Annotated in this window: 11 protein-coding genes and 4 pseudogenes; 11 read left to right on the plus strand and 4 right to left on the minus strand. The window is 62.0% G+C overall.

The window, feature by feature from the left end:
• The first annotated feature begins 34 nt into the window (after nt 1-34).
• The 4 genes and pseudogenes from QNA11_RS19035 to QNA11_RS20805 all read left to right on the plus strand — a co-directional run.
• On the plus strand, nt 35-1,297 hold the full coding sequence (locus QNA11_RS19035) for an efflux RND transporter periplasmic adaptor subunit (protein ID WP_283484353.1): 1,263 nt from the start codon (nt 35-37) through the stop codon (nt 1,295-1,297).
• Nucleotides 1,290-4,451, plus strand: coding sequence for an efflux RND transporter permease subunit (locus QNA11_RS19040; protein WP_281932430.1), 3,162 nt, complete (start codon nt 1,290-1,292; stop codon nt 4,449-4,451). Before QNA11_RS19035 ends, QNA11_RS19040 begins: the two co-directional genes overlap by 8 nt.
• Nucleotide 4,452: 1 nt before the next feature.
• Nucleotides 4,453-5,997, plus strand: a complete 1,545-nt coding sequence (locus QNA11_RS19045; RefSeq protein WP_283484354.1) for an efflux transporter outer membrane subunit — start codon at nt 4,453-4,455, stop codon at nt 5,995-5,997.
• Nucleotides 5,998-6,064: 67 nt separating this feature from the next.
• A pseudogene (locus QNA11_RS20805) lies at nt 6,065-6,157 on the plus strand (IS6 family transposase); the annotation flags it as partial.
• Nucleotides 6,158-6,210: 53 nt separating this feature from the next.
• On the opposite strand, the pseudogene QNA11_RS20810 reads toward QNA11_RS20805, so the two are convergent.
• From QNA11_RS20810 to QNA11_RS19055, 3 genes and pseudogenes are all read right to left on the minus strand, one after another.
• Nucleotides 6,211-6,408 (minus strand): annotated as a pseudogene (locus QNA11_RS20810) (ADP-ribosylglycohydrolase family protein); the annotation flags it as partial.
• Nucleotides 6,409-6,470: 62 nt separating this feature from the next.
• Nucleotides 6,471-6,764: pseudogene (locus QNA11_RS19050) on the minus strand (DDE-type integrase/transposase/recombinase); the annotation flags it as partial.
• Between the two features lie 377 nt (nt 6,765-7,141).
• Nucleotides 7,142-7,432, minus strand: a complete 291-nt coding sequence (locus QNA11_RS19055) for a hypothetical protein (RefSeq protein WP_283484355.1) — start codon at nt 7,430-7,432, stop codon at nt 7,142-7,144.
• Nucleotides 7,433-7,606: 174 nt separating this feature from the next.
• On the opposite strand from QNA11_RS19055, the gene QNA11_RS19060 reads away from it, so the two are divergent.
• The 5 genes from QNA11_RS19060 to QNA11_RS19080 are packed head-to-tail and all read left to right on the plus strand — an operon-like array spanning nt 7,607 to nt 13,182.
• A complete protein-coding gene (locus tag QNA11_RS19060) occupies nt 7,607-8,434 on the plus strand; it encodes a chromate resistance protein ChrB domain-containing protein (RefSeq protein WP_283484356.1) in 828 nt (275 codons plus the stop codon).
• Complete coding sequence (gene chrA / locus QNA11_RS19065) at nt 8,431-9,804, plus strand: chromate efflux transporter (RefSeq protein ID WP_283484357.1); 1,374 nt, start codon at nt 8,431-8,433, stop codon at nt 9,802-9,804. The genes QNA11_RS19060 and chrA overlap by 4 nt, the downstream gene beginning before the upstream one ends.
• A gap of 24 nt (nt 9,805-9,828) precedes the next feature.
• Nucleotides 9,829-10,716 (plus strand): DUF1259 domain-containing protein, encoded by an 888-nt coding sequence (locus QNA11_RS19070; RefSeq protein ID WP_283484358.1) that lies wholly within the window; start codon nt 9,829-9,831, stop codon nt 10,714-10,716.
• Nucleotides 10,717-10,737: 21 nt separating this feature from the next.
• The gene (locus QNA11_RS19075) at nt 10,738-11,961 is read left to right on the plus strand and encodes an IucA/IucC family protein (protein ID WP_283484359.1); all 1,224 of its coding nucleotides are present in this window, start codon (nt 10,738-10,740) and stop codon (nt 11,959-11,961) included.
• A 15-nt stretch (nt 11,962-11,976) separates the two neighbouring features.
• A complete protein-coding gene (locus tag QNA11_RS19080) occupies nt 11,977-13,182 on the plus strand; it encodes an MFS transporter (protein ID WP_283484360.1) in 1,206 nt (401 codons plus the stop codon).
• A gap of 157 nt (nt 13,183-13,339) precedes the next feature.
• Here the strand turns inward: QNA11_RS19080 and QNA11_RS19085 are convergent.
• Nucleotides 13,340-13,660, minus strand: a pseudogene (locus QNA11_RS19085) (DDE-type integrase/transposase/recombinase); the annotation flags it as partial.
• A gap of 605 nt (nt 13,661-14,265) precedes the next feature.
• Between QNA11_RS19085 and QNA11_RS19095 the strand changes: the two are divergent.
• Nucleotides 14,266-15,315: an SDR family oxidoreductase gene (locus tag QNA11_RS19095; RefSeq protein ID WP_283484361.1), complete on the plus strand. Its 1,050-nt coding sequence runs from the start codon at nt 14,266-14,268 to the stop codon at nt 15,313-15,315.
• Nucleotides 15,312-16,196 carry an SMP-30/gluconolactonase/LRE family protein gene (locus QNA11_RS19100; protein ID WP_283484362.1) on the plus strand — a complete coding sequence of 295 codons (885 nt, stop codon included), beginning with the start codon at nt 15,312-15,314 and terminating at the stop codon, nt 16,194-16,196. The genes QNA11_RS19095 and QNA11_RS19100 overlap by 4 nt, the downstream gene beginning before the upstream one ends.
• Nucleotides 16,197-16,308: the final 112 nt, after the last annotated feature.

Raw genomic sequence — 16,308 nt, forward strand, 5'->3', positions numbered from 1 at the left:
GAAACAAATCTGACTGGAATGTCATGATCTCGTCATGGATAATGGATTGATCGAAACCGGTTCAGTTGACGAAGGCGAGCGCAGGCGCCCGATGCTCGAAATAATATCTGGCGGCAAGACAAAGCTATTGATTGCGCTTCCCGAAAAACTCAAGTTATCGTCACGTGGCAGGCTTCTGCTGCCGGCGGGGATTGTGCTCGCCCTCGCGTCGGCTTTCTTTGGCGCCAGAGCGCTCTCTGGTGGCGGGACGCCAGCCGGTCCCAGCGCGCGGGACAGCCACGCGCCGACGGTGCGCCGAGGAGGCGCGATCTTTGTGCTGGAGGGCTCGCCTCTCAGGGGGCGGATCGCCGTCGCTCCCGTCGAAGTCAAGACAATAAGCCGCAGCCGCGTGGTCACCGGGACGGTGGAAGCCGATCCTGCCCGGACTGTGAGGATTCTCGCGCCGGTGACCGGGCGCGTGGGCGAACTCAACGTCGAGCTTGGCGACAACGTCAAGAAGGGTCAGCCGCTCGCCACGATCGACTCCGGCGACCTCGCGCAAGCAGTCGCTGATGCGGAAAAAGCGCGGGCGACGGTCAAGCTCACGAAAAGCGCCATGGAAAGGGCGGTCGGCCTGAACAAGGCGGGCGGCCTCGCGCTGCGTGAACTGGAACAGGCCCAGAACGATTACCGCCAGGCCACGACGGAGCTCAAACGCGCCGAGGCGCGGCTTGAGGTGATCGGCGACAGCGGCCAAGTTTCCGGGCAACGAAAGATCGTCCTTACCGCGCCCATCGACGGCACGATCACGGCGCTCGAAACCGCGCCCGGCGACTTCATCGACAACGCGACCGAGTCGATGATGACGGTCTCGAACCTCGCGAAGGTCTGGGTGACGGCAAGCGTCCAGGAAAAGGATCTCTCGTTCGTTCAGAAGGACGAGCGGGTGGAGGTTTCGCTTCTCGCCTATCCGGGAGAGGTGTACTCCGGCCGGGTGCAGATCATCAGCCAGCTCCTTGAAGCCGACACGCGGCGCAACAAGGTGCGCATCTCCTTCGAAAACCCCTATGCCATTTTCAAGCTGAACATGTTTGCGACGGTGCGCTTTTTTGCGCCGGCGACGCAGCAGGTTCTCGTGCCGTCGTCTGCGCTGTTCATGGTCAACGACACGACGAGCGTTTTCGTCGAGACCGCCCCCTGGACCTTCCAGCGCAAGCCGGTCGTGACCGAGTCCGATTACGAGGGCGCGACGATCGTTCGCGGGCTCGAGGCGGGACAACGCATCGTCGTGCGTGGCGGCATTCTTCTCAATGATTGAGCGTATCGTCGAAATCTCCCTCCGGCGCCGCCTGATCGTCATGCTCGTCACGATCATCGTCTGCGGCTACGGACTCTATTCCTGGACGCGGCTGAACGTCGAAGCCTATCCGGAGATCGGCGACGTCACGGTCATCGTCTCATCCAAGGCCACAGGTCTTGCGGCGGAGGAAGTCGAGCAGCAGATCACCATTCCGCTGGAGCGCGCGCTGGCGAGCACGCCGGGCCTCTTCACCATCCGCTCGACCAGCACCTTCGCCCTGTCGCTCGTCACGATGGTGTTCAAGGACGGCGTCGAGGATTACTGGGCGCGCCAGCGCGTTCTGGAACGCATCGCCCAGGTCTCGCTTCCGTCCAATATCCAGCCCGTCCTTGGGCCATTAACCGGACCCACCGGCGAAATCCTGCGTTACACGCTCGAGTCGGACGTCAAGAATCTCGAAGAACTGTCCGAGATTCAGCGCTGGATGGTCGTGCCCGCGCTCAATCAGGTGCCGGGTGTCGCGAGCGTCGCCAATTTCGGCGGCCTCACCCGCCAGTTCCAGCTCGAAATTGATCCGGTCGGGTTAGAGCGCTACGGCCTTGGTCTTGGCGACATCACCAGCGCCATTGTTGCGAATAGCGCCAGCGCCGGCGGCAGCCGCATTACCCGCGGCGAGCAGTCCTATGTCATCCGCAGCATCGGCCTCATTCGCAACAAGGAGGATCTCGGCAACATCGTCATCGCCGAGCATGGCGGCGTTCCCGTTCTGACGCGCGACGTGGGCGTTCCGCGCTACAGCCACCAGGAACGCGAGGGGATGCTCGGGAAGGACCACAACCCCGACGCGATCCAGGGCGTCGTGCAAATGCTGAAGGGCGAAAACGCCTCCCAGGTGCTGAAAGCGCTCCACGCCCGTGTGGACGAGCTTAACGCGCAACTCGCGGCGCAAGGCGTCGCGATCATTCCCTACATGGACCGCAACGAGCTTGTGGAGGCCACGGTTTCAAAGGTTGGGCACACGGTGGTCGAGGGCGTTGTTCTCGTCATCGTCGTGTTGATCGCCTTCCTCGGCAGCCCACGTAGCGCAATCGTCGTCGCCCTGACGATCCCCGTCTCGCTTTTGATCGCCTTCATCTTCATGAATTTCACGCGGCTTCCGGCCAATCTGCTGTCGCTCGGCTCTATCGATTTCGGCATCATCGTCGACGGCGCCATCATCGTGACGGAAGCCATCCTGCGGCTGCGGGAACACAATCCCGGCCGCGAACTCGAAGTTGTCGACGTGCAATTCGTCGTCGGGCAGATCATCAAGCCCATCTTCTTCGCCACGATCATCATCATCGTGTCTTACGTGCCGCTTCTCGGCCTAGAGCGCGTCGAGGCGCGGCTCTTTTCGCCTGTGGCCTATACGATCGTCTATGCGCTGTTCGGCGCGCTTCTCTACACGCTGATGCTGGTTCCGAGCCTCGGCTATCTCGCCCTGCGCAGGCCCTCGAAGCCCTTTCACAACGTCGTGCTAGCGCGAATGGAGGAGAGCTACCGTAAGGCGCTGCATTTTTGTCTGGAGACGCCGCGCGCGGTCTATATGGCCACGGCCGTCGCCATCGGCGGTTTCGTCGTGGCCGGGGCGACCATCGGCCGCGACTTTCTGCCCAATCTCGACGAGGGTTCGCTCTGGTTGCAGGTGCAATTGCCGAGCGGCATCTCCTTCGAGAAGGCGAATGAAATGGCGAGTGACTTGCGCCGCGCCGTTCTCGAGTTTCCCGAGGTGTCCTATTCGATCACGCAGATCGGCCGCAACGACGACCGCACCGATCCCTGGACCATGAGCCACATCGAGGCGCCGATCGGGTTGAAGCCTTACGACCAGTGGCCGGCGGGAGAAACGAAGGAAAAACTTGTCCGGCGCCTGACCCAGCGGCTCGCCGAACTGCCGGGCATGGAGATAAGCGTCAGCCAGCCGATCATCGACAATGTCAACGAACTGGTGAGCGGCGCGCACAGCGCGCTCGTCGTCAAAGTCTTCGGCGAGGATCTGAAGGAGACGCGCCGCATCGCCAACGGGATTGTCGAGGTGTTGCGGCAGGTTCCCGGAACGACGCAGTCGTCGATCGTGCAGGAGCCGCCGATTCCGCAGATCGCCTTTCTCATAGACCGCGCCGCCGCCGCCCGTTATGGCATCAACGTCTCCGACGTCTCCAACCTGATCCAGGTCGGCGTGGGCGGCGCTTCCATCGGCCAAATATACGTCAACGACCGCACCTACGACGTGACGGTGCGCTACCCGCCGCAGTCGCGCAACAGCCCCGAGTCGCTAAGCGAACTTTTCGTCAAGACAACGAGCAACGCGCAAATCCCGCTGTCGCAGATCGCGAAGATTTCCTTGCAGAACGGCGAGAGCGCGATTTCTCATGAGAAGACGCGTCGCGTTCTCACAGTGCGTGTCGACTATGCCGATCGTGACCTCTCGTCCTATCTGGCGGAGGCGCAGAAGAAGATGGTCGAAGTCGTTCGCCACGATCCCGCTTCCGTCAGCGTTGTCTGGAGCGGCAAGTTCGAGAATGCGCAAAGGGCCCAGTCTCGCCTGACGACGATCGTCGGCATCGTGCTCGTGCTCATGTTGCTCATCCTCTATTTCGCCTTTGGAAAGCTCCGCAATGCGGCGCTCATTCTCGGCATCGTCCCGCTCGCGGCGCTCGGCGGCCTGCTGGCCCTGCACGAAACGGGCGAAACGCTGAATGTGGCCACGGGTGTCGGCTTTCTTGCCCTCTTTGGCGTTGCCGTGCAAAACGGCGTCATCATGGTGTCGCATCTCAACCGCCTCACAGCCGTCCATGTCTCCTCCGTCCGGACGCGCCGCATCGGCGCCACGGCGAACGATGACGTCACCGGTGACGAGCTTTCAGCGCTGCGCGACGGCGTCCTCGACGGTGCAGTCGATCGGTTCAGATCGGTGCTGCTCACATCAACCGTCCCCGCCGTCGGCATGCTCCCGGCGGCGCTTGCGACGGGCGTCGGCAGCGACGTCCAGCGCGGCCTCGGCACGGTCATCGTTGGCGGTCTCTTGGTCGCAACGCTGCTGACGCTCTTCATTCTCCCGACGCTTTATTTCGTGATTGAGCGTTTCATGGAGACGCGAGTTTCCGCCGCCGCCGCGCGGGAAAGCGCGTGAAATGACACGCGACTGCGTCAGATCACGTCGATTTTCGGCGACTGTGCGCCGAGCGAGCCTGCTCGCCTCAGCTTGCCTCGCTCTATCCTCCTGCGCGGTCGGCCCGGACTTCGCGCCGCCACCAGCGCCGGCAGCGCCCGGCTTCACGCCCGAGCGCGCGGCGTCACCCGGCGAGGGGCAACGTTTCGCGCAGGGCCAGGACATCCCCGCACAATGGTGGACGCTCTTTCGCTCCAAGCCGCTCGACGCGCTGGTGAAGGAGGCGCTACAAAACAATCCCTCGCTACAGGCCGCCGAGGCGGCCGTGCGCGTCGCTTATTACAATGCCGAGGCGCAAAAAGGCGGCTTCTTCCCGCAGGTGTTTCTCAACGCCAATGACAGCAACAATCTCCAGTCGAATAACCGCTCTCTAGACTCTATCAATCAGACGGTCTTCAATCAGTCCTTTCCAACGCCGGCAAATCTCGCAACTGGCGCGGCCGTGCCCAACATTCCGCAGAGTACGCCGAACGCAAACTACGGCCTGTTCCTGAAGCAACTGACCGTCAGCTTCACGCCCGACGTCTGGGGTGGAAACGCGCGCGCCGTCGAGTCCCTCGTGGCGCAGACCGCGCAGCAGAACTGGCAGCTGGAGGCCGCCCATCTCGCGCTGACGACCAACGTCGTCGTGGCGGCCATTCAGGAAGCAGCAATCCGGGGTCAGATCGAGGCGACACGCACGATCATCACGATTCTGCATGAAACGCTTGAAATCCTGAACCGGCAATATACCTTCGGGTCGATCGCAAAGGCGGACGTGATCGCCCAGGAGGCGGCGCTCGCGCAGGCCGAGCAGACGCTCCCGCCGCTTGAGAAGCAGCTCGCCATCCAGCGAAACCTTCTGACCGCACTTGCCGGCCGCCTGTCGTTCGAGGGGGCCGGCGAGACATTCGAGCTCGCACGTTTCACGCTGCCATCAACTGTTCCCGTGAGCCTGCCGTCACAGCTCGTCGCGCAGCGCCCCGACATCATGGCGGCTGAGGCGAACCTCCATGCTGCCTCGGCGGCGGTCGGCGTCGCCGCCGCCAACCGCCTGCCGAACATCACTCTCTCCGCGAATGTGGGGGCGAGCGCCTTCAAGGTTGCACAATTGTTTGCCCCCGGCACGGGTCTCTACACGGCGGCGGCGAATCTCTCGCAGCCGATCTTCGACGGCATGACGCTGCTCAACAAGCAGAAGGCCGCAGAGGCCGCGTTGGAGCAAACCGACGCGCAATATCGCAGCACGGTCATCAACGCATTCCAGAATGTCGCAGACGCATTGCGCTCGCTGCAATCCGACGCAAAGGCCGTCTCGACCGCGCGCAAGGCAGAAGACGCCGCAAAACGAAGCCTCGACATCGTTCGCATGCAGCTCAGATATGGTCAGGTTTCGCAGATCGCTGTGCTCAACGCCCAGCGCACCTTTCTGCTGGCCTCACTCTCTCGTGTCCAGGCAGAGGCGACAAGATTGTCCGACACTGCGGCGCTCTTCATGGCGCTCGGCGGCGGCTGGTGGAATCGTTAAGGGAGCTAGAGCGAGGCGCGTTGTTACGTTAACGACTGGGTAGCGTTTTTGGCCCGACAAGACCGGCATGACCCAACCGCCCGTGAGCTACAAGCGCCACCGCTTCCCGCCGCAAATCATCGCCCACGCCGTATCGGAGGCCTTCCAAGTTCCTCGATCGTGGATGTGAGGCGTGAGTTGCGTTGGAATTGCTGCCGGCCCGAGCCGAGCACCGGCGATCGCGCCCGCCATGGCGGCTGTGGCGTCAACGTCGCCGCCGACGGCAATTGCCGTCAGGATCGTCTCCCAGTAATCGTCCGGCGACCGCAGAAAGCTATAGAGCGCCCAGAGGACGCTTGACGTGACGAACAGTGAGATGCCCTCCCGTTTCTGATACTCGCCAGCGGCGCCATTGGGACGTAGGTTGAGCAAAGTTGGAGGCTTTGTCGCAAACTTTGTTTATGGACGCGATGAGCGTGTGAGAGTGACGTGGCTCACGCCGCGAGGGCATAGAACTGCTGCGCAGGACGCAATTTGCCCCTGGTCTGCAACTGGTCCTTTCGGATCATATGCATGAGCTCGATCCCCGAGAGTGTCGCAGCAGCCGATCGAAATGATTTGAAGCCCAACATCGGCCGCGTTACTCGCTTCACCGCTCGATGGTCCTGTTCGACAATATTATTGAGATATTTGTTACGCTGGATTTCGATGTCCGCTTCATGCTCTGCATTGTAGCTTTCGATCGCTGCGGTGTTGGCGCCGCTCTTGTCGATCGTGATCCTCTCCGGAGCTGGGTTGCCGGCTGACGAATTGCGCGCGGAGGCTACGCTCGCCGGGCGAAAGCAAGACCTGATTATTGCACTAAATGGCTTCTACATGCGTCCGTCGCCCTGACGACAACGCTCCAACTCGACTCCACAATCATGTTGGCGCCGAAGACGGGCGCTATGGCCACGGTTTGGGGCGGGTTAGGACCTCAAATCCAGGCGTCGCGCACCTTCGCGCCACCCTCGCCGGCGGTGGGCTACCCCCCTGCGGGGGCTATCCTGACCAAAGATACGATGTACCGGCAGCAGAAATATCAGGCGGCCGCTCACGTCAATATGGCCTCGCTCGATGTGGATCGCCAACTGGAGCAGGTGCAGACATCCGTTGTGATGGCCCATCAAGCGAATATGCTTGCCAAGAAGTCCGTGCCTATCGCTCGGCGGCAGAAGAGGCGCTGCGATTGACGCAGCAAAATCTCCTGGCTGGCACAGGCCTTTTGATCGACGTGCTTCAGGCCCAAGGCGCAGCCGACCAAGCGCGCCTCAGAAACGCAACGGCGTTGGTCCAGTACAATCAGGCGCAGATCAATTTGCTTGGTGCGATCGGGCTTCTTTGCGTGGAGAACATAGAGCCTCGGCTTCCCGAACTCGCGGGCAATCATCTTGGCCGCAAAATCGATGCCCAGCATCCTTGCAGGAGGTCGACGCCAGAGCCGTCGCAGTGACGGCGCCGAAGATGTGGAATTACGATAGGGACTTGACTTCTAGTAGCGGGACGGCAAATTGTCGCCGCATGGGGAAGCGATCTCCCCACGAGGCGACATGCCCAAGAATCGCGTCCGGTTTTCCACCAAGGGCGCACTATGTCGTCAATCAACTCGATCTCCCCAGACAAGCTCGCGCGTCTCATCGGAGTCGCACATTGTCCCGCGCTCATCGACGTGCGGGCGGATCAGGACTACAAGGCCGATCCCCGCTTCCTCCCAGGCGCGCTACGTCGCCATGCCGAATCCGTTGCAGACTGGGCCTCCGAATTCGTGGGGCAAGCGGTCATCGTCATTGATCGCACGGGCCGGCACGCCAGCGAAGGCGTTGCCGCCTGGCTACGCCATGCCGGCGCCACGTCCGCCGATATCTTGACTGGCGGGCATGAGGCGTGGGCCAAGGCCAACGCCCCGCTCATCCAAGCGGCTAAGCTGCCTCAGCGGGACGCTCTCGGGCGAACGATCTGGGTTACGCGCTCCCGTCCGAAAGTCGATCGCATTGCTTGCCCTTGGCTTATCCGCCGTTTCGTCGACCCTAACGCCGTCTTTCTGTTTGTCGCGCCGGCCGAGGTGACGGCAGTAGCGGAGCGTTTCGGGGGCGCGGCCTTCGATATGGAGGGTGTGTTTTGGAGTCATAGGGGCGAGCGTTGCACGTTCGACGCCATGATCGAGGAATGGGGCTTGGCGATAGAGCCTCTGCAACGATTGGCCGTGATCGTTCGCGGCGCGGATACGGCCCGTCTTGGTCTCGCCCCAGAGGCGGCAGGGCTGCTGGCGGCGTCGCTCGGCCTCTCCCGCATGTACGCGGATGATCTCGAGCAGCTCGAAGCCGGGATGGCCCTTTACGACGCTTTTTATCGTTGGTGCAGAGACGCGACGGATGAACCCCACACTTGGCCGGCGACCAAGTCAGGGAGAGCTCCGTGAATCTGCATATCCAAACCGTTGCGAGCCAACATGGCGTTTCGCTAGGTGAAGCCTTCCGCGTTTGGGCGCGCGTCGCTTTGCTGAGCTTCGGCGGACCTGCGGGCCAGATTGCGGTGATGCACCGGATCATCGTCGAGGAAAAGAAATGGGTGCCGGAAAGCCGCTTCCTGCACGCGCTCAACTATTGCATGCTGTTGCCTGGTCCCGAGGGTCAGCAGCTCGCCACCTACATCGGCTGGCTCATGCACCGGACCCTCGGCGGCTTGATCGCCGGCGGGCTGTTCATCCTTCCCGGCGTCATCTCGATCATGGCGCTCAGCATCGTCTACGCGCTCTGGGGGAATGTCGGGATCGTTGCGGGGCTGTTCTTCGGGTTGAAGGCTGCCGTGCTCGCCGTCGTCGCCGAAGCGGTTATTCGGATCGGCAGGCGCGGCCTCAAAACCTTGCAGATGCGACTTCTGGCCACCGCTTCATTCGTCGGCATTTTCTTCTTCGCCGTGCCGTTCCCGCTCATCATCCTTGCCGCGGCGCTGATCGGCTACATCGAAGCGGCGCGCGGAAATCCTGCTTTCGCTGCCGCTGGGCATGGCTCGGCGCATGAGGATGGCGAAAGCCTTCTGGGCGACGCCACGCCCTCTCACGCGCTGCCGTCCAAGAAGCGCGCGCTGCGCGTAAGCGCAATTTGGCTGGCGCTTTGGCTCGTTCCTGTCGCGGCGATCGTATTCGTCAGCGGCGCTGAAAGCGTCTTTTCGCAAATCGCGGTGTTCTTCAGCAAAATGGCTGTGGTCACTTTTGGCGGCGCTTACGCGGTCCTCGCCTATGTCGCCCAGCAGGCTGTCGAAAGCTATCGCTGGCTGACGCCCGCGGAGATGCTCGACGGGCTTGGCATGGCGGAAACCACGCCCGGCCCGCTCATCATGGTGTTGCAGTTCGTGGGCTTCATGGCGGCGTTTCGCGCGCCGGGCGATTTACCTCCATTGCTCGCCGGCGCACTCGGCGGCTCGCTCGCCACTTGGGTGACGTTTGCTCCTTGTTTCCTCTGGATATTCCTCGGCGCGCCCTACATCGAAAGAGTTCGCGCCAACAAGGCGCTTTCGGGCGCTTTGGCCGCGATCACAGCGGCCGTGGTGGGTGTTATCCTCAACCTCGCCATCTGGTTCGCGATCCACACGGTCTTTCGCAGGACTGTCGCCCTGAATGGCTACGGGCTGTCGTTTGAGGCGCCCGTGCTGGGGAGCGTGGATTCATGGAGCTTCGCTCTCTCGGTTGGCGCCGCGATAGCGATCTTCCGGTTTCGCATCGGAATGCTCCAAACCCTCGCGTCCTGCTGCTTAGGCGGGATGGGGCTGTATCTCGCGGGGGCAATCTAGGCAATCAACGAAAAGGAGAAACCCATGAAAAAGGCGCTCACGGCAGTCGCGGCGCTCGGCCTACTCATCCCCGCGTCGGCTTTCTCAGCGGAAATGGATTGGTCGCAAGTTGACTCTGCAATCGGCAAAAAGGCTGCGGTCGTCGGCACGGTGCATAAATACGGCCTGCCGCGCAGCGATCTCCACGTCACGCTCGATGGCGTCGTCGTCAAACCCGGCCTCGCGCTTGGCGGATGGATCGCATTCGAACCCACGGGCCATACCGCCATGATGATGGGCGACCTTGTGCTTACCGAAACCGAGGTGACGCCGGTCATGCGCGATTTGCTGGCGAATGGCGTGAAAGTGACGGGCGTACATAACCACCTGCTGCGCGCGAGCCCCGCCACCTACTATATGCATATCGACGCGAATGGCGATCCCGCCAAACTGGCCGGGATCGTTCGCGAGGCGCTCGCGGCGAGCAAGACTCCCTTCGAGCCATCAGCCAGCCCTGCGGGCGAACCTCCGAAGCTCGGGTTCGACACGGCGCAAGTGGATGAGGCGCTCGGCGCCCAAGGGAAAAACAACGGCGGCATTTATCAATTCAGCATCCCCAGGGCCGACAGCATCAAGGCAGGCGGCATGGCGGTCGCCCCAGCTATGGGGACAGCTATCGCCATCAACTTCGAACCGACCGGAGACGGCAAAGCGGCGATCAGCGGGGATTTCGTGGCGGAAGGTAGGGAAGTTGAACCGCTCCTGAAAGCACTGCAATCCAACGCCATCGAGGTGACAGCGCTTCATAACCATATGCTCGACGACGAGCCGAGGCTCTTCTTCGTTCATTTCTGGGCCAACGACGACGCTGTGAAATTGGCTCATGCCTTGAGAGCGGGGCTCGACACCATGCATGTGGCGCCGAGGAGCTGACGCGTAGAATAGAGGTTCGCCGTGAAGCTCGACGACGTCAAGCGCGAGCGATCTCTCCTCTACATGGAGAGATATGTCGATGAAGGGGCGAAGACCTACAGCGTCCTCGCCTCGCGAACCGAAGCCGCGCCCTGCTATCGTCCTGAAAGCGAGCAGGCCTCATTCGATCTCGTTACCGTGTTCGTCCCTCCCGAACGCGTTTCGGTCTATGAGGCTCGATGTCCTTTGGGACTTTCGAGGCGCTACCTCACAGCGGAAGGTGTCCTTTTCCCGATCCACCCTGAGACTTGGGGAAGTGATGAGGTCCCCGAGCTAGACGACATTCGCGCCCTGCCGCGGGCTCCTGCGATTCCCGTCGCCCCCACCGCTTCGACTCGGACGGTGTTGGTTCTAGAAGCTGACGAGAACGTTCCGACCCACTTCATCAAGCTCCATTATCCCTTCTACATTTCCCGCTTCAAACGAAAGCTCCGACGCAAGGACATCCACAACGCGGTCGCCGCGACGCGCGAGCTTGCATTCATAAACTTACCGAAGTTTGCCTATCTGCCTGAGGTCATGGGGGTCATTTTTGGCGCCGGAGAGGAAGCGTGGGGCTATCTCTTACGGGAAGCAACGGCCTATCCGCCGATCGGCGGACGTTTCCTCATACCCTGCTTCGCGCTCTATGCGGGAGATCGGCGCGACCCCGGACAGGCGCCTTTGCTGGTGCAGCTCATCGACCATCATCAAGCCGACCCCGCGTCTTTTGTCGTCGATGAGATTATAGCGCCGATCATCGAATGCTGGTCGAAGGTCGTGCACGAGCGCGGGCTTCTCCTACAGTCCCACGCCCAAAATCTTCTGCTCGAAGTCGACGAGAAGCTCGCGCCGCGCCGGATCGTTCACCGCGATTTCGACGTGTGGGTCGACCTTGCCGCCCGCGAAAATGCGGGGTTGCCGAACCCGTTCATCGACATAGACAGGCGGCCAGACAAGGTGCACCCCATCGATCAATTTTACAGCTTGATTTACGACCGCTTCATGGGGCGCGGATTCTTCGATTACCTTCTGCGCCTCTTGTCATTCCACTACGGGACCAACGAGGAAGCGATACGCAAGGCAGTGCGAGATATCTTCCACCGGGCGTTCCCCGACGCTGACCGTGTCTTCCCAGCGCACACGACCTATTATTTCTCCGACGTCCCGCCTCCCGGGCGAGATTTCGATCTTGAGGATACGGGGCAAGCGCCGACATGGCGATAGCATTGCGAGGGGACGATGAAGGCTCCGCTCCGGTCACTCGTCGCGGCGCGCGGGCTCCGCGATTTCGGCGACGGTTTCTTCGCAGTGTTGCTGCCCGTGTACCTGACGGCGCTGGGCTATTCCTCGTCCCAGATTGGCGTGCTCGCCGGGACGGCCCTGTTCGGCTCTGCGCTGCTCACTCTAGCAATCGGCGTCCTGGGCGCCCGTTATGAACATCGCAACCTGCTGATATTCACTGCCGGGCTGATGACCTTAACCGGCGTCGCCTTTTCATTGACGCACTCCTATCTTGTCCTGCTCCTTGTCGCCTTCTTGGGTTCGGTAAACCCCTCGGCGAGCACGGCAAGTTTCTTCGTGCCTGTCGAGCACGCCGTTCTCGCACGCGAAGCAGGGGATGCCGACCGAACGCAAGCTTTCGCGCGTTACAGTCTCGTTGGCGGATTGGCTGGCGCCGCGGGCGCACTGGCGGCTGCAACGCCCCATCTGCTGATGCGCATGGGATGGTCGCAGTTGGAGGGGCTCCGGGCGATGTTCGTTTCCTACGCCGTGCTCGGCCTGGCAGGCGGCTTGCTTTACAGCCGCCTTCCATTATCTCCGTCCACGCCCCAAGCTGAGCATGCCCCCGTTCTCGGCCCATCGCGCAAAATCGTCTACAAGCTGGCTGCGCTTTTTAGCCTCGACGCCTTTGCCGGAGGCTTCTTGGTCCAGTCGTTGTTCGCGCTCTGGCTCTTTCACAAGGGGCTGTCGCTCTCGGCGTCGAGCGCCTTCTTCTTCGTATCGGGGATATTGTCTTCGCTCTCCTATCCCGTGGCGTCACGCCTTGCGAAGCGTTTCGGCTTGGTGAACACAATGGTCTTTACGCATATCCCGGCCAGCCTATGCCTTATCGCCGCGGCTCTGTCTCAATCTCTCGGAGTCACGATCGGGTTCTTGCTGTTGCAGGCGGCGCTCTCGCAAATGGACGTTCCGGCGCGCTCGTCATATGTGATGGCAGTGGTCAGCGAAGACGAACGAACCGCAGCGGCAAGTTTCACGTCGGTCCCCCGCAGCCTTGCGGCGTCGCTTAGCCCCGCTCTCGCGGGAGGGCTATTTTCGTCGCCTTGGGCTGGCGCTCCGCTCATCATATGCGGCGGTCTCAAGATAACTTACGATCTGCTTCTGCTGTGGCAGTTCAGCTCTTTAAAGGCGCCAGAAGAGGTAAGTCGCGGCCCGTCGCGTTGACTGCCGGATGGTTGGGGCCGCGACCCTCTGAAGCCCTGCGCCTTTCCAGTCGGTAGAAACGCTTGAAGACATTTTGTCGCTCGCCTGCCGGAAGGCCAGGCCCGTTATGGTTCTGTCGCAGTAACGGCGAGACGCGCGACAGCAGGCCTCTCGAGGCTTACGCCGCGAGTGCGTAGAACTGCTTTGCTGGGCACAATTTGCCCGTCGTTTGCAACTGCCCCTTTCGGATCATGTGCATGAGCTCGACGCCGGCGAGCGTCGCCGCGGCCGAGCGAAAGGATTTGAACCCGAGCGCCGGCCGCGCCACCCGCTTGATCGCTCGGCGGTCCTGTTCGACGATGTTGTTCAGATATTTCCTTCGCCGGATTTCGATGTCCGCCTCGTGCTCTGCGTTGTAGCTCTCGATTGCAGCGGTGTTGGCGCCACACTTGTCGATCGTGATCTTCTTGGGCGCGCCGTTCTGACCGATCGCTCGCCGTAGCTGGCCATCTGGCTGATGGTCGCGAGACCGCAATCTTGAGTCACCTCGCAATTCAAGCGATGGAGTTGAACAATGACCGCGCTCTTTCGAAAAATCCTCGGCAACAGATTCGACATTCTGCCCGAGCCGGTTCGCCGTTTCCGCACGCTGTCATGCACATTGAAACCAACACTTGCGAGGGCGAGCGCGGCTACGAGGCTGCGCGCTGGTTGCGCAAGGAATGGGCGAATGTGTTGCGCGTGAGAAACAGCGGCATTCCCATTGTTGGGTTCACCTGGTGCTCACTCATCGATCAGGTCGACTGGGACATTGCATTGCTAGAGCCGCGAGGCCGCCCTGGCCGTTCGATCTTTACGATCTCGACCGCAATCCCAGAGCCGTCGCCAAGGCCTACAAGTAGTTGATCAAGGACGGGCGCGAAGTGCTGCCGGTGCAGAGCGTCTGCCTCACGGTTCCGCTCGCTCCCTATGCGCCCGACCGTCGGCTTCATCGGAACAGCGACTGAACGAAACTGAAAAAGGGGTCAGTCGCTGATCTCCCGGCGGTTGCCGAACACCGTCGCGTTGTCAATTTAGTGGTTTTCCTGCAAAGGGGACCGCCGAATGACCCTAGCCGAGCACGAGCGTCAAAAGCCTGTGGCCGTCGTCACTGGGGCGTCGGCGGGGATTGGACGCGCCATTGCTGTTGCATTCGCAAGGCGTGGCTATCGTGTCGCGCTTCTCGCAAGAAGCCCCGAGGGTCTCGATGGGGCGCTCCATGACGTGAAGCAGGCCGGCGGCGAACCATTCGAATTGGTGACCGACGTGGCGAAAGCGGCCGAGGTCTTCGCCGCGGCCGAGGCAGTGATCGCCAGATGGGGCCGCATCCATGTGTGGGTCAATGACGCGATGGAGACGGTCGTCGGCCCCGTCGACAGCATTGCGCCCGAGGAGTTCCGACGCGTCACGGAAGTGACCTATCTCGGCGTCGTGCATGGCACGCTCGCCGCGTTGCGCCATATGCGCCCGCGCGACGAGGGGCACATCGTCCAGATCGGCTCGGCTTTGGCCTATCGCGCCATCCCGCTGCAATCGGCCTATTGTGCGGCCAAATTTGCAATACGCGGGTTCACCGATTCTTTGCGCGCCGAACTCATCCACGATGGTAGCGGCATTCGTCTGACAATGGCGCAGCTTCCGGGCGTCAATACGCCTCAGTTCGACTGGTCGCACATGCATCTGGCCTATCGCCACCAGCCGATCGGCACGGTCTACGAGCCGGAGGCGATCGCCGAAAAGATCGTCGGGGCCGTACACGCGGGACGCGCGCGACGTGAATTGTGGCTCGGCGCGCCGACCATCGAGTCGATCATCGGCGCCATGGTTGCGCCGGGGCTGCTCGACCGCTACCTCGCGCATAACGCATACGAGAAACAAATCTCTCGCGATCCAGTGCGTCCGGGAGATCCCGATGAGCTTCTCGGACCGGATGATCGCGACCACGGCGCGCATGGCCGGTTTGCCTGGCGGGCGAAGGATAGCGTCGTTGCGGTCGATCCGGCCTATCTGCGCGGCGGCGCCGCCTTCGCGGGATTGGCGCTTGTCGCTGGCCTTCTATGGGGCGCTTCGCGACGCGGCAACGGTGCGCGATCGCGCGACAGGAGTAAAATGTGACGCCGCCGGTCGAACTCGCTGTCGACGCGCGGGCCAGCACAGGCGAAAGCCCAACCTGGTGCGAAAGAGAGCAGGCGCTCTACTGGATCGATATCGAAGAGCCTGCGCTGCACCGCTTCAACCCCGCCGACAACTTCGACGAAGTCTGGGAAATGCCGGCGGAAATCGGCGCCTTCGCGCTCTGCCGAAATGGGACGATCATCGTCGCCTTACGCACCGGGCTTGCGCGGTTCGACCCAGCGTCGCAGGCATTAGAGCCATTGTCTTCCGCCCCCTACAACCCGCTGGCGCTTCGCTTCAACGACGGCAAGTGCGACGCGCGGGGACGATTCTGGATCGGCGCGATGAACGACCCTTTATGTGCGCCAGATGGACACTCTGCGAATCTCGCGGGCCCGGCGCTCTACGCATTTTCGCACGGAGAAGGCTTGCAGGATAAGCAGGTGCGCGCGGTGATTGCAAACGGGCTCGCCTGGAGCCCCGATTGGCGCATGATGTATTTTTCCGACAGCGAGAAAGGAACGATCTCTGTCTTCGATTTCGACATCGACACCGCGGGCCTTTCAAGGCAGCGGATTTTCGCGCAATTCAGATCTTCCGACGGAAAGCCGGACGGGGCTGCGGTAGACACCGAGGGCTTCTACTGGTGCGCGCTCTATGGCGGTGGACGCATCGCGCGCCTCGCGCCGGACGGAACGATGGAGCGCGACATACGGCTGCCGGTCAGCCAGCCGACCATGTGCGCCTTCGGCGATGCGGACTATTCGACGCTGTATATTACGTCGGCTGCGCATGGCGTCACCGAGCCGCAGGCGGGAGGCGTCTTTCGCTGTCGGCCGGGGTTCCGGGGCCTCCCGACCGAACTCTTTGCGGATGGATAACGGCGATGCGGTTTCCCTTGCGGTCATCAGTCTCGCGCGGGTATACAACTCCGGTCGAGGCGGGCTCGACGGGCGCAAAACTCGATCGCACCCCTGCCGAAAAAGGCCGATC

The organism is Methylocystis sp. JR02 (genome assembly GCF_030063565.1).
Lineage (GTDB): Bacteria > Pseudomonadota > Alphaproteobacteria > Rhizobiales > Beijerinckiaceae > Methylocystis > Methylocystis iwaonis.